At 60.5% G+C, this 11,979-nt stretch carries 13 protein-coding genes; 8 read left to right on the forward strand and 5 right to left on the reverse strand.

Features of this window, described 5'->3' with window-relative positions; all coding sequences use genetic code 11:
- Positions 1-4 precede the first annotated feature (4 nt).
- From hflK to C1J05_RS05550, 4 genes are all read left to right on the forward strand, one after another.
- Positions 5-1,183 (forward strand): FtsH protease activity modulator HflK, encoded by a 1,179-nt coding sequence (gene hflK, locus C1J05_RS05535; protein ID WP_114869379.1) that lies wholly within the window; start codon positions 5-7, stop codon positions 1,181-1,183.
- Entirely contained in the window at positions 1,183-2,061 is an 879-nt protein-coding gene (gene hflC, locus C1J05_RS05540) for a protease modulator HflC (RefSeq protein ID WP_114869380.1), read from the forward strand. Before hflK ends, hflC begins: the two co-directional genes overlap by 1 nt.
- Complete coding sequence (locus C1J05_RS05545) at positions 2,058-2,255, forward strand: DUF2065 domain-containing protein (protein WP_114869381.1); 198 nt, start codon at positions 2,058-2,060, stop codon at positions 2,253-2,255. Before hflC ends, C1J05_RS05545 begins: the two co-directional genes overlap by 4 nt.
- A gap of 310 nt (positions 2,256-2,565) precedes the next feature.
- Complete coding sequence (locus tag C1J05_RS05550) at positions 2,566-3,942, forward strand: Do family serine endopeptidase (protein ID WP_114872138.1); 1,377 nt, start codon at positions 2,566-2,568, stop codon at positions 3,940-3,942.
- Between the two features lie 74 nt (positions 3,943-4,016).
- On the opposite strand, the gene C1J05_RS05555 is transcribed toward C1J05_RS05550, so the two are convergent.
- Positions 4,017-4,544: a peptidoglycan-binding domain-containing protein gene (locus C1J05_RS05555; RefSeq protein ID WP_114869382.1), complete on the reverse strand. Its 528-nt coding sequence runs from the start codon at positions 4,542-4,544 to the stop codon at positions 4,017-4,019.
- 83 nt (positions 4,545-4,627) lie between these two features.
- Positions 4,628-5,002, reverse strand: coding sequence for an OB-fold nucleic acid binding domain-containing protein (locus C1J05_RS05560; RefSeq protein WP_114869383.1), 375 nt, complete (start codon positions 5,000-5,002; stop codon positions 4,628-4,630).
- Between the two features lie 126 nt (positions 5,003-5,128).
- Here C1J05_RS05560 and C1J05_RS05565 point away from each other — a divergent pair, with 126 nt between their 5' ends.
- Together C1J05_RS05565 and C1J05_RS05570 are read left to right on the forward strand one after the other, a co-directional pair.
- Positions 5,129-5,452 (forward strand): 2Fe-2S iron-sulfur cluster-binding protein, encoded by a 324-nt coding sequence (locus C1J05_RS05565; RefSeq protein ID WP_114869384.1) that lies wholly within the window; start codon positions 5,129-5,131, stop codon positions 5,450-5,452.
- Positions 5,452-6,198, forward strand: coding sequence for an FG-GAP repeat domain-containing protein (locus C1J05_RS05570; protein WP_114869385.1), 747 nt, complete (start codon positions 5,452-5,454; stop codon positions 6,196-6,198). The genes C1J05_RS05565 and C1J05_RS05570 overlap by 1 nt, the downstream gene beginning before the upstream one ends.
- 60 nt (positions 6,199-6,258) lie before the next feature.
- On the opposite strand, the gene purD is transcribed toward C1J05_RS05570, so the two are convergent.
- Entirely contained in the window at positions 6,259-7,521 is a 1,263-nt protein-coding gene (purD, locus tag C1J05_RS05575; protein WP_114869386.1) for a phosphoribosylamine--glycine ligase, read from the reverse strand.
- A 74-nt stretch (positions 7,522-7,595) separates the two neighbouring features.
- Here purD and xseA point away from each other — a divergent pair, with 74 nt between their 5' ends.
- A complete protein-coding gene (gene xseA, locus C1J05_RS05580; RefSeq protein WP_114872139.1) occupies positions 7,596-9,149 on the forward strand; it encodes an exodeoxyribonuclease VII large subunit in 1,554 nt (517 codons plus the stop codon).
- Here the strand turns inward: xseA and C1J05_RS05585 are convergent.
- Positions 9,146-9,544: a hypothetical protein gene (locus tag C1J05_RS05585; protein WP_114869387.1), complete on the reverse strand. Its 399-nt coding sequence runs from the start codon at positions 9,542-9,544 to the stop codon at positions 9,146-9,148. The two genes, xseA and C1J05_RS05585, sit on opposite strands and share 4 nt — an antisense overlap.
- Positions 9,545-9,614: 70 nt before the next feature.
- The gene (locus C1J05_RS05590; RefSeq protein ID WP_162797926.1) at positions 9,615-10,367 is read right to left on the reverse strand and encodes a phosphotransferase; all 753 of its coding nucleotides are present in this window, start codon (positions 10,365-10,367) and stop codon (positions 9,615-9,617) included.
- A 156-nt stretch (positions 10,368-10,523) separates the two neighbouring features.
- On the opposite strand from C1J05_RS05590, the gene ftsY reads away from it, so the two are divergent.
- Entirely contained in the window at positions 10,524-11,960 is a 1,437-nt protein-coding gene (ftsY, locus tag C1J05_RS05595) for a signal recognition particle-docking protein FtsY (RefSeq protein ID WP_114869389.1), read from the forward strand.
- The last annotated feature ends 19 nt before the right edge of the window (positions 11,961-11,979 follow it).

Consider the following 11,979-nt stretch of genomic DNA (forward strand, 5'->3'; position numbering starts at 1 on the left):
GAACATGGCAGGTAACAACGGCGGCCCATGGGGGGGCGGCGGAAATTCAGGCGGCTCCGGCGGCAACAAGGGCGGCGATGACAATCGCGGCAACAATGGTGGTGGTCGCAGACCCGGCCAGGAAGGCCCGCAGATTCCCGAAATTGATGAGCTGGTGAAAAAAGGCCAGGAACAACTGCGCGTTCTGATGGGCGGCCGCGGCGGCGACAAGGGCCGCGGTGGTGGTACCGGCGGCAGCGGCGGCGGTGGCCCCGCGATTACGCGCGGCACGGTCGGCCTTGCCATTGTGGCAGGTGCGATCCTGTGGGCTATGGCCAGCTTTTATACCGTCAAACCCGAAGAACAATCTGTCGAACTGTTTCTGGGCAAGGAATATGCCATCGGCAATCCGGGTCTGAACTTTGCGCCATGGCCGGTTGTAAGCGCCGAGGTCATCACGGTAAGCTCTGAACGCACCGAAGATATCGGTGTGGGCGCGCGCGGTGATGATGCGGGCCTGATGCTGACGGGCGATGAAAACATCGTTGATATCGATTTTCAGGTTGTCTGGAACATCAACGACCCCGCCGAATACCTGTTCAACCTTGCCAATCCACCGGCAACGATCCGTGCAGTATCTGAATCCGCGATGCGCGAAATTATCGCCCAGTCCGATCTGGCGCCAATCCTGAACCGGGATCGCGGCCTGATTGCGGGGCGCTTGCAGGATCTGATCCAAAGCACGCTCGACAGCTATGACAGCGGTGTGAACATTATCCGCGTCAACTTTGACAAGGCCGATCCGCCGCAAACCGTGATTGACGCGTTCCGCGACGTTCAGGCAGCCGAACAGGAGCGGGATCGCCTGCAAAACGTGGCCGATGCCTATGCCAATCGCCGTTTGGCCGAAGCACGTGGTGAAGCCGCGCAAATTCTGGAAGAAGCCGAAGGCTATCGCGCGCAGGTCGTGAACGAGGCCGAAGGTGAAGCCAGCCGCTTTACCGCCGTTCTGGGCGAATACCGTAAAGCACCCGAAGTGACCCGCAAGCGTTTGTACCTTGAAACAATGGAAAGGGTGCTGGGCGACGTCGACAAGATTATCCTTGACGAAAACGCCACCGGCGCAGGGCAGGGCGTGGTGCCCTACCTGCCGTTGAATGAATTGCGTCGCACCCCGACGACAAATACCGGAGGGAACAACTGATGCGTGCTGCCACTTATCTAATTCCGATCGTCGTGATTGCCGTTGTCGGTGTATTGTCGTCGATCTTTATCGTGGACGAGCGTGAAAAAGCGCTGGTTCTTCAGTTTGGCCGTGTCGTCGCTATCAAGGAAGAACCCGGACTGGCGTTTAAAATCCCACTGATCCAGGAAGTCGTGCGCTATGATGATCGTATTCTGAGCCGCGATATCGACCCGCTGGAAGTAACGCCGCTGGATGACCGGCGTCTGGTTGTCGATGCGTTTGCCCGCTACCGGATTGCCGATGTGAACAAGTTCCGTCAGGCGGTGGGTGTTGGCGGGATCGCCACAGCCGAAAACCGGCTTGATTCGATCCTGCGCGCCAAAACACGGGAAACGCTGGGTTCGGTATCCTCCAACGATATCCTGAGTTCGGATCGTGCCACGCTGATGCTGCGTATCCGCAACGATGCCATCGCAGAAGCGCTGGCGCTGGGCATTGAAATCGTCGACGTGCGTCTGAAACGGACCGATCTGCCCTCGCAGAACCTTGAAGCAACCTTTGAGCGGATGCGCGCAGAACGGGAACGCGAGGCGACAGACGAACGTGCCCGTGGTAACGAAGCGGCCCAAAGGGTGCGCGCCCAGGCGGACCGGACTGTGGTTGAACTTGTTTCTGACGCCCAGCGTCAGGCCGAGATCATTCGCGGTGAAGCAGATGCAAACCGCAACGCCATCTTTGCCGGTGCTTTCGGCGCCGATCCGGAATTCTTTGAATTCTACCGGTCGCTTACGGCCTATACACGGGCCTTGCAGGGCAGCAACTCGACGATGGTGATGTCGCCGGATTCCGAGTTCTTCAACTATCTGAAAAGCCCCACAGGCGTTGCGTCGGAATGATCGCGACAACGCTTCTGGCCATCGGGTTGGTACTAATGGTTGAGGGGCTGGCCTATGCGCTGGCCCCTTCGCTTGTGGAACGTATGCTTGAGATGCTGCGCCAGATACCGGAAGCTGCCCGCCGGCAGGTGGGTGGGCTGGCCATCGTGACCGGCCTGATCCTGATCTGGGCGGCGCATCAGTTGGGCGTTTGACTCTGTCCGACGGAAATGGCGCAACGTGCGCGGCCTTTCGCCGGTATGGCGTGCGTCCTCACATTCATTTGACAGATTGTTTCGGCGCTACACCTTTAATGTTGTCCTAACTCGTTCCTAAATGCACGGTAAGGTCAACACCCGGACATCGGGTCGGTCATATGCGGCCACAACCAAGGAGAATTTGAGCATGCAGGCTCGTACTTTCAGACAAAAACAAACACGCACGGATGCCGGGGCAAATGTTGCCGCTGCCAATTTGGTGGTCGCCCGCAGGGTGCTTTGGACTGGCGTTGTCGCGCTTGCGGCGATGCTGCTTTTGGCATTGCCTGCATTTGCAAAGCCCGAAAGCCTGGCGCCCCTGGCTGAAAAAATCAGCCCGTCAGTGGTGAACATCACCACATCCACAGTTGTTGCCGGCCAGACCGGACCACAGGGTATCGTTCCCGATGGCAGCCCATTCGAAGATTTCTTTCGCGACTTTCAGGAACGCAACCGCGATGGTGATCGACCACGCCGGTCCTCGGCGTTGGGCTCCGGCTTTGTGATTTCCGAAGACGGGTATGTGGTGACCAACAACCACGTCATCGAAGGTGCCGATGAAATCCTGATCGAATTCTTTTCGGGTCAGGAACTCAAGGCAACGTTGATCGGGACCGACCCGAACACGGATATTGCGCTTCTCAAGGTCGAAGCCGATGAACCGCTGCCCTTCGTGTCGTTTGGCGACAGCGATCTGGCACGTGTCGGGGATTGGGTGATCGCAATGGGCAACCCGTTGGGGCAGGGTTTTTCTGTTTCCGCGGGCATCGTTTCGGCGCGCAATCGTGCGCTGTCGGGCACCTATGACGATTACATCCAGACCGATGCCGCCATCAACCGCGGCAATTCGGGTGGTCCGCTGTTCAACATGGATGGCGATGTGATCGGTGTGAACACGGCGATCCTGTCGCCCAATGGCGGTTCTATCGGTATCGGCTTTTCCATGGCGTCCAATGTGGTGACGCGCGTTGTGGACCAGCTTAAGGAATTCGGCGAAACCCGCCGTGGCTGGCTGGGTGTGCGTATTCAGGACGTGACCGATGATGTGGCCGAAGCCATGGGTATGGAAAAAGCTTCGGGCGCTCTGGTCACCGATGTGCCGGAAGGCCCCGCGAAAGAGGCCGGAATGCTGGCCGGTGACGTGATCATCAACTTCGACGGCGATGATGTGGCCGACACCCGCGCCCTTGTGCGCCGTGTGGGCAATACCGCAATCGGCAAGGCGGTGCGCGTGGTTGTTTTCCGTGACGGCAAGACACAAACCCTGCTGGTCACGCTGGGCCGCCGTGAAGAAGCCGAATCTGCTGTGCCCGCAGCCATGGATGCGCCCGCCGAAGGTGCAACCGAAACTGAAATGCTGGGCCTCAAACTCAGCACCCTGACAGACGAGTTTCGCGAGCAGCTGGGTCTTGGAGATGATATGGACGGTCTGGTTGTCGTCGATGTCGATCCAGCGTCGGAAGCCTATGAAAAGGGTCTGCGCGCCGGAGATCTGATCACCGAGGCGGGACAGCAGAAGATTTCGGATATCAAGGGTCTGGAAGAACGTGTTGAAGCCACCAAAGAAGCAGGCCGCAAATCGCTTCTGCTGCTGGTGCGTCGTGCCGGTGATCCGCGCTTTGTTGCGCTCAGCCTGGAAGAATGACCCGGTCTTTCGATTGACAATCCGGAAAAAGGCGCCCCCGTGGCGCCTTTTTTCTTGGCCGGCAATCGCGCGCCCTATTCGGCGGGAACAGGCACCGTGACCAGCCCAAGCGCGCGCGCAGATGCAAGCGACAGGTCCGCGCTCAGGATACCATCGGGCTCTTGAAAGGTGCGGATGGCGGATTGCGTCGCGCTGTCCAGTCGCCCGGTGATCGGCCCGTCATAGATGTTGCGCGCCGCCAGCGCGCGCTGGACCGATTCGATGAACTCGGGTGTCATCACATCCTCACACGGTGTTTCAAACCAGGTTTCCTGCCGCTCCTGCACGATTTTCGGGCTTGGCGCATTTCTGTAAATCGCCGGACTGATGACAACGCCATTGCTGTCGACCTGTTCGGGGTTCACCAGAACCGGTGCGATGACAGTTTCGATCACGGCCGGTTCCACGCTTTTGCCCCAGCACGTTCCCGGCGGTGCATCTGGCGGCGCGCTGCCCGCCAGCAGGCCGCTGGTGTCCGGCGTGCGTGCCGCGCTGTCCGGGGCGATATCGCATCCTGCGAAAACGCCCAGCAGCAAAACCGCGTGTCGTGCCGTCCATGCCATTGTCTGAAATCTCGATCCTGTTCCTCGCCCGCAACCTAACCTGTTCGTGACCACCCGGAAAGGGCGATCCGCTTGCGGTGGGATCAGGGGTTCACCAGCCCGTCCAGCATGTCCGAAATATCCTCGATCTGTTCTGCGATAACATGGATCACATCGTTTTCGCGTTGTAACCGCCCCGTCACACGCAACATCCGCCCGGCAATCACCGCACGGCGGAACCGTTCATAAAGCGCGCGCCAGACGATCACGTTCACCACGCCGGTTTCATCCTCCAGCGTGATAAAGATCACGCCGTTTGCGGTGCCGGGACGCTGGCGCAGAATGACCAGCCCGGCCACGGCAACACGCGCCCCGTTTGGCGGATCGCGCAACCGCGACGCCACCAGACAGTGCGGCGGGCGGGGCCATCGGGCCTGTTGCGGGGCAGGCGGAACCCTATGATCTTTCAAAGCGGACATAAGAACAAAAATAGAACAAACGGAATTTGTCGCAAGGGGAATATTGTTCGGTCGCAAAAGGGGGTGGCGCGCCCTATATGGCCCAGATAGACAAGCGCGACACAGTTACGAAAGAAAGACGATCAAATGGCAAAAATCACCTATGTCGAACATGGCGGCACCGAACATGTGGTTGACGTCGCCAACGGCCTGACCGTGATGGAAGGCGCACGCGACAACAACATTCCCGGCATCGAAGCGGATTGCGGCGGGGCCTGTGCCTGTTCCACCTGTCATGTTTACGTCGATGCCGCATGGGTCGAAAAACTGCCCGCAAAGGACGACATGGAAGAAGACATGCTTGATTTCGCTTACGAGCCTGATCCCACCCGTTCGCGTCTGACCTGCCAGATCAAGGTGACCGATGCGCTGGACGGTCTGCGCGTGCAAATGCCGGAAAAACAGATCTGATGCGCCTTGCGGCTGTTCTGGTGTGCCTGCTGGCAGCCGGATGCGCCGCCGCGCAAAATGGCTGGACCACGGCATCGGGGGCAGGGATCACCGCAGCGCGGTATGAACATGATCTGGATGTCTACCCGCACCGGATCATGGGCAATATCCGCGAAAAGGCGGTGCTGGCGGCGCGCGATGCGCAGGGCCGCACCTACCGGATCGATCTGCGCGATCAGGGCGCAAACCATAATGTGTTCGAAGATATCGCACCCCGCGTTGTCGATGCAGACGGTGACGGGCAGAACGACATTGTCGTTGTCGAAAGCGCCCAAACCGAAGGCGCACAACTGGCCATCTACACCCTGCGCAACGGTGCTTTGGTCAAGGCCCACGCAACACCCTATATCGGCACACGCTTTCGTTGGCTTGCCCCCGTCGCAATTGCCGATCTTGACGGCAACGGGGTGATCGACCTCGCCTATGTCGACCGCCCGCATCTGGCCAAAACCCTGCGCGTGTGGACCTTTGCGCCAGGCGGTCTGACCGAAGCGGCAACACTGCGCGGCGTCACCAACCACCGCATCGGCGACGAACAGATTTTTGGCGGTCTGCGCACCTGTGGCGGCGCGCCCGAACTGATCCTTCTGTCTGCCGACTGGTCTGACATTATCGCCGTTACCTTTGCGAACGGTACCCTGACCCGGCAAACCATCGGCCCGAATACAGGCCCCGCTGCCATTGCTGCGGCGCTGGGCTGCGCCTAGCTGCGCCCGTGCGTCACGCTCCAACCTTCATTTGTCCGGAAATACTCAAACAAAACGCATCTACAGCGCGCGCCAGCCGATATCCTTGCGGTAAAATCCGTCCGGCCAGTCAACGGCGTCTACCATTTCATAGGCGCGGTCGCGTGCCTCTTGCAGGCTGGCGCCGCGCGCCGTCACGTTCAGAACGCGTCCGCCGGTTGCGGTGATCTGGCCCTTTACCTGCGCTGTTCCGGCGTGAAAACACATGTGGAAACTGTCTTCGGGCAATGCCTCCAACCCACGGATCACGCTGCCCTTTTCATAGGCGCCGGGATAGCCGTTTGCCGCCATCACAACGGTCAGCGCATGATCATCCGCCCAGTTGACCCGCGCGTCTCCCAACCGGTCCTCGGCGGCGGCGTGCATCAGATCGAAGGCCTGCGCGCCCAGCCGCATCATCAGCACCTGACATTCGGGATCGCCAAACCGGGCGTTGTATTCCACCAGACGCGGTTGGCCGTCCTTGATCATCAGCCCGACATATAAAACGCCCTGATAGGGCATCCCGCGCGCGGCCATCTCGTGCATGCTCGGGCGCACGATCTGTTCCATCGCCAGCGCCTCGATCTCGGGGCTGAGAACCGGGGCGGGGGAATAGGCCCCCATGCCGCCGGTATTGGGGCCGGTGTCGCCGTCGCCCACGCGTTTGTGGTCCTGCGCGGTGCCGATCGACAGGATGTCGGTGCCATCGCACAGCACGAACAGCGATGCTTCCTCGCCGTCCATGAATTCTTCGATCACCACTTCGGCGCCCGCCCCGCCAAAGGCGCCGCCAAACATTTCGTCCACCGCCGCCAGTGCTTCGGCTTCGGTCATGGCGACGATCACGCCTTTGCCCGCAGCCAGACCATCGGCCTTGACCACGATGGGCGCGCCATGTGCCTTGATATGGGCGCGCGCGGCTGCGGCGTCGGTAAAGTGGCCATAAGCGGCGGTCGGTGCGCCCGCTGCGTCGCAGATTTCCTTGGTGAATGCCTTGGATGCTTCCAGCTGCGCCGCCTTGCCAGAGGGGCCGAAAACCAGAATTCCGGCATCGCGCAACCGGTCGGCGACACCGGCCGCCAGCGGCGCCTCGGGGCCGACAATCACGAAATCAATTGCGTTCTCTTCGGCAAAAACCACAACCGCACCGCCATCCAGTATGTCCAGAGACGCGCAATCCGCAATCTGCGCAATTCCGGCATTTCCCGGCGCCACGATCAGCTTGTCGCATTTGGGGTTTTGCATCACTGCCCAGGCCAGCGCATGTTCCCGCCCGCCGCTTCCAAGGATCAGAATATTCATGCCGGTTCTCCACTTGGCCTTGCCGTGATGGCGTTCTAAGCTGGCATAACACAATGCACAAGGAACCGCCTTGCATGGACCTGATCGACGACCCGTCCGAGGGGCAGAATGCCCCCGAATACAGCGTGACCGAACTGTCCGGCGCAATCAAACGGGTGATCGAGGGTGAGTTCGGCCATGTCCGCATCAGGGGCGAGGTGGGCCGCGTCAGCCTGCCCAGATCGGGGCATATCTATCTGGATCTGAAAGACGACAAATCGGTCATTGCCGGTGTGATCTGGAAAGGCGTCGCCACCCGCCTGCAAACCCAGCCCGAAGAAGGCATGGAAGTGGTTGCGACGGGGCGGGTGACAACCTTTGGCGGCCAGTCGAAATACCAGATCGTGATCGAAGATATAAAACCGGCGGGCATGGGCGCGCTGATGGCGATGCTGGAAAAGCGCAAGCAGCAATTGGCGGGCGAAGGGCTGTTTGATCCCGCGCGCAAACGCGCCTTGCCCTATCTGCCCGAAATCATCGGCGTGATCACGTCGCCCTCGGGCGCGGTGATCCGCGATATTCTGCACCGTCTGCGCGACAGATTTCCGCGCAAGGTGCTGATCTGGCCGGTCGCCGTGCAGGGCGCCAAATGCGCCCCCGAAGTGGTGCGTGCCATTGAAGGCTTCAATGCGTTTTCGCCGGGGGGCGCCTTGCCGCGCCCTGATCTGCTGATCGTGGCGCGTGGCGGCGGCTCGATCGAAGATTTATGGGGCTTCAACGAAGAGGCGGTCGCGCGTGCGGCGGCAGAGTCCGGTATCCCGCTGATCTCTGCGGTGGGGCACGAAACTGATACCACGCTGATTGATTTTGTATCAGACCAGCGCGCGCCGACCCCCACAGCCGCGGCTGAACTGGCGGTGCCAGTGCGCCTTGATTTGCTGTCATGGGTAGGCGAACAGGAATCGCGGATGACCCGCAGTCTGGGCAATATGGTGGCGCAACGCGGCCAGCGGTTGCGCGATCTGGGACGTGCCCTTCCGCGCGCCGATACGTTGCTGGACGGACCCCGCCAAAGGCTGGATGTTCTGGGTGACAGGTTGCCCGCCGCGCTGATCCGCAATGTGCAGGTGCGCCGCGTGCATCTGTCCGAACGCGCAGGCAGTCTGCGCCCCGGAACGGTGCGGCGTGGTGTGGAAAACGAACGCCGCCGCATGGATGCGTTGGGCCGCCGGCTTGCCCCGGCTTTGCTGCGATCTGTCGATGTGCACCGCACCGCGTTTCAGGCCCGTGTGGCCCGCGTGCAGATCCGCGCCCTGACGGCGGATATCATCCGCAAGCGCGAGGCGCTGACCGCCCTGTCGCGCCGGTTTTCCGAAACCGCACAGCGCCAGATCACACAGTTGCATCAACGCCTTGAGGCAACCGACCGCTTGCGCGAAACTTTGGGGTACAAGGCGACATTGTCGCGTGGCTATGCGGTTGTGCGCGATGGTGACACGTTGATCACTACGAAAAAGGCCGCCGCCCGTGCGACCGCGCTTGAGATCGAATTTTCGGATGGTCGGTTTTCGCCGGATACGCCGGCGCGCGCCAAACCTGCGACCAAGCCCGCGAAACCAGACCCGAAAGATCAGGGATCTCTGTTCTAAACGCCGATCTCGGGGCCCAGACACAACATCGGTTCGTCTGATGTTTCGGCCTCATAAAGCTCTAACCCTTCGGGTTCGTTTTCAAACTGGGCAATCAGACCGTTTGCGCCTTGGGTAAACGTCCAGCATTGCGGGTCGGGTCGGTCTTCGTAGACGAAACAGATCCGGCCTGCATCTTCGTACCAGACGCCATCCTTGCATTGCCCATCCAGAAACGACCAGCGCACCCGGCGGTTTTCCAGATATTCCTCTGCGCCATAGGCCGATCCGCCCTGCGCATACATCAGGGTTTTACCGCGCGTATACGTGTCAAACGCATCCGCCGACATCGGCTGCCCTGCCAAAACAGGGCCGCACAGAATCAACAGACACAGACAGGCGCGCAGAATAATCATGCGGCCATCGTGGCAGATCACTTACCGCATGAAAACCGGCAATACCGCCACAGGCAAAGTGTGGCAGGGTTCAGCCACCCTGTGCCGCCGCGTCTTTCAGGGCGTCAAAAAGCAAGGGCAGCGCACGGAAATCGCGCACATGGCGCGTTTTCAGCGCCTGTATCGGACGCGTCAGCGGATCAAGCCAGCGGTAGCGGTGGCACCATGCCTGCGCGCCGGCCCAGATGGAATTCGTGTCATGCAGTCGATAGGCGCGCATCGCCGCTGTCATCTCGGGGCGCTGTTCTTCTACGGCGGCAAAGGCGCTGTGCAGGAATATGATCAGGTCACGCACCTGATACCTGAAACTGTTATGCGCCGGGCTGTAATATTCCAGATCAAGCAGGGTGATCTGCCCGTCTTTCCAACAAATATCCTTGATCGACGGGCGGCCATGGGCAAATCCGGCCTGATGCATCAGCGCAAGGGCACGCCCCGCCGCTTCGAACGCGGTCACCCGTTCTGCCTCGGGCAGTTTTGCCTCTCGCAATAGCTGCATCAGCGGTACGCCGCCATCCGGGGTCACAAAGTAATCAGGGCTGTCCAGAAGGATTGACGGAAAAGGCAGACCCGCCGCATTCAGCGTTTTCAGTGCCTTCCGTTCCGCATCGAAATTGCGCTGTGCGTTGCCTTTCTGCAGGCGCATCCGTGCATCTGCCCGTTCAGGGCGCTTGATCCAGTAAACGGTGCCGTTATGGGTAAAGTGTGTCACACGTTTAAACGGCTGTGCCAACTGCGCCGATACGGCCTCGGCCAAGCCGGCGGGCGGTGTGATCATTTTCATATCCTCCCCTTCGCACTTGGCCATTGCGGTTTCCGGCCACATGCAAGGTGGTCCTTTGACGATCATATTTTAGTTTGAAACCCCAAGGCAAGTCGCACGGCCTTCCATCTGGCGCAAATCCCCATTAGGTGAAATCAACCGAGTGGCGGAGGGTGCATGTCGTTTTTCAAAAAACTCAAAGACCGGTTGTTCAAATCGTCGTCCAAGATTGATGAAGGTCTGGACGCCATCATGGAAGATGGCGGCACCGAAGAAGAAATTCCGGAAACGGACGAAAGCCCTGTTGCCATTGCCCCGGAACCGGGAGACCGCATTCCAGAGCCAGAGCCAGAGCCAGAGCCAGAGCCAGAGCCAGAGCCAGAGCCAGAGCCAGAGCCAGAGCCAGAGCCAGAGCCAGAGCCAGAGCCAGAGCCAGAGCCAGAGCCAGAGCCAGAGCCAGAGCCAGAGCCAGAGCCAGAGCCAGAAGTGGTTGCACCAAAGCCCGCGATGGAGTCCGTTCAACCGGAACCGGAACCGGAACCGGAACCGGAACCGGAACCGGAACCGGAACCGGAACCGGAACCGGAACCGGAACCGGAACCGGAACCGGAACCGGAACCGGAACCGGAACCGGAACCGGAACCGGAACCTGCCGCGTCGCAGCCGGTCACGCTGGCACGTCCCGAACCGATGGCAACGCAGGAACCCGAACCGGTGGCGGAAAAATCGACCGGCCTTCTGGGCCGTCTGTTCAGGCGTGGTGAAAAGACAACCGTGGTCCGCCGCGTGCTGGACGACGACATGCTGGAACAGCTGGAAGAACTGCTGATTTCGGCGGATATGGGCGTTGATACCGCGTTGCGTGTGACCGCCAACATGGCCGAAGGCCGTTTTGGCAAGAAACTGTCAGCAACCGAGATCAAGGAACTGCTGGCGCGCGAAATCGCCCGAATCATGGAGCCTGTCGCCAAGCCGATGCCGCTCTATCCGCACCGCCCGCAAGTGGTTCTTGTGGTGGGCGTGAACGGATCGGGCAAAACCACAACCATCGGCAAACTGGCCAGCCAGTTCCGTGCTGCCGGCAAGAAAGTGGTGATCGCCGCAGGCGATACCTTCCGTGCGGCTGCGGTGGAACAACTGCAGGTCTGGGGCGAACGGGCCGGTGTGCCGGTCCTGACAGCGCCCGAAGGGTCCGATCCGGCCAGTCTGGCCTTTGACGCGATGACCAAGGCGCAACAGGACGGCGCCGATCTGTTGATGATCGACACGGCGGGGCGGCTGCAAAACCGCGGCGACCTGATGGAAGAACTGGCCAAGATCGTGCGCGTGATCCGCAAGAAAGACCCCAGCGCGCCGCACAACACCTTGCTGGTGCTGGATGCCACGACAGGTCAGAACGCGCTGAACCAGGTCAAGATCTTTCAGGAAGTATCCGATGTGTCGGGGCTGGTGATGACCAAGCTTGACGGCACAGCCAAGGGTGGCGTTCTGGTGGCGCTGGCCGATAAATTCGGCCTGCCCATTCATGCGATCGGTGTTGGCGAACAGATCGACGATCTGGATGCGTTCGACCCCGAAGACTTCGCCGCCGCACTGACCGGGCTCGACAGGTGATCGAGTCCAACGCCCGAAC

The organism is Sulfitobacter sp. JL08, assembly GCF_003352045.1.
GTDB lineage: Bacteria > Pseudomonadota > Alphaproteobacteria > Rhodobacterales > Rhodobacteraceae > JL08.

Excerpts from the sequence above, each read along its gene's own strand:
- hflK (WP_114869379.1), top strand. The coding sequence starts at position 5 with ATGGCAGGTAACAACGGCGGCCCATGGGGGGGCGGCGGAAATTCAGGC.
- hflC (WP_114869380.1), top strand. The coding sequence starts at position 1,183 with ATGCGTGCTGCCACTTATCTAATTCCGATCGTCGTGATTGCCGTTGTC.
- C1J05_RS05545 (WP_114869381.1), top strand. The coding sequence starts at position 2,058 with ATGATCGCGACAACGCTTCTGGCCATCGGGTTGGTACTAATGGTTGAG.
- C1J05_RS05550 (WP_114872138.1), top strand. The coding sequence starts at position 2,566 with ATGCTGCTTTTGGCATTGCCTGCATTTGCAAAGCCCGAAAGCCTGGCG.
- C1J05_RS05555 (WP_114869382.1), bottom strand. The coding sequence starts at position 4,544 with ATGGCATGGACGGCACGACACGCGGTTTTGCTGCTGGGCGTTTTCGCA.
- C1J05_RS05560 (WP_114869383.1), bottom strand. The coding sequence starts at position 5,002 with ATGTCCGCTTTGAAAGATCATAGGGTTCCGCCTGCCCCGCAACAGGCC.
- C1J05_RS05565 (WP_114869384.1), top strand. The coding sequence starts at position 5,129 with ATGGCAAAAATCACCTATGTCGAACATGGCGGCACCGAACATGTGGTT.
- C1J05_RS05570 (WP_114869385.1), top strand. The coding sequence starts at position 5,452 with ATGCGCCTTGCGGCTGTTCTGGTGTGCCTGCTGGCAGCCGGATGCGCC.
- purD (WP_114869386.1), bottom strand. The coding sequence starts at position 7,521 with ATGAATATTCTGATCCTTGGAAGCGGCGGGCGGGAACATGCGCTGGCC.
- xseA (WP_114872139.1), top strand. The coding sequence starts at position 7,596 with ATGGACCTGATCGACGACCCGTCCGAGGGGCAGAATGCCCCCGAATAC.
- C1J05_RS05585 (WP_114869387.1), bottom strand. The coding sequence starts at position 9,544 with ATGATTATTCTGCGCGCCTGTCTGTGTCTGTTGATTCTGTGCGGCCCT.
- C1J05_RS05590 (WP_162797926.1), bottom strand. The coding sequence starts at position 10,367 with ATGAAAATGATCACACCGCCCGCCGGCTTGGCCGAGGCCGTATCGGCG.
- ftsY (WP_114869389.1), top strand. The coding sequence starts at position 10,524 with ATGTCGTTTTTCAAAAAACTCAAAGACCGGTTGTTCAAATCGTCGTCC.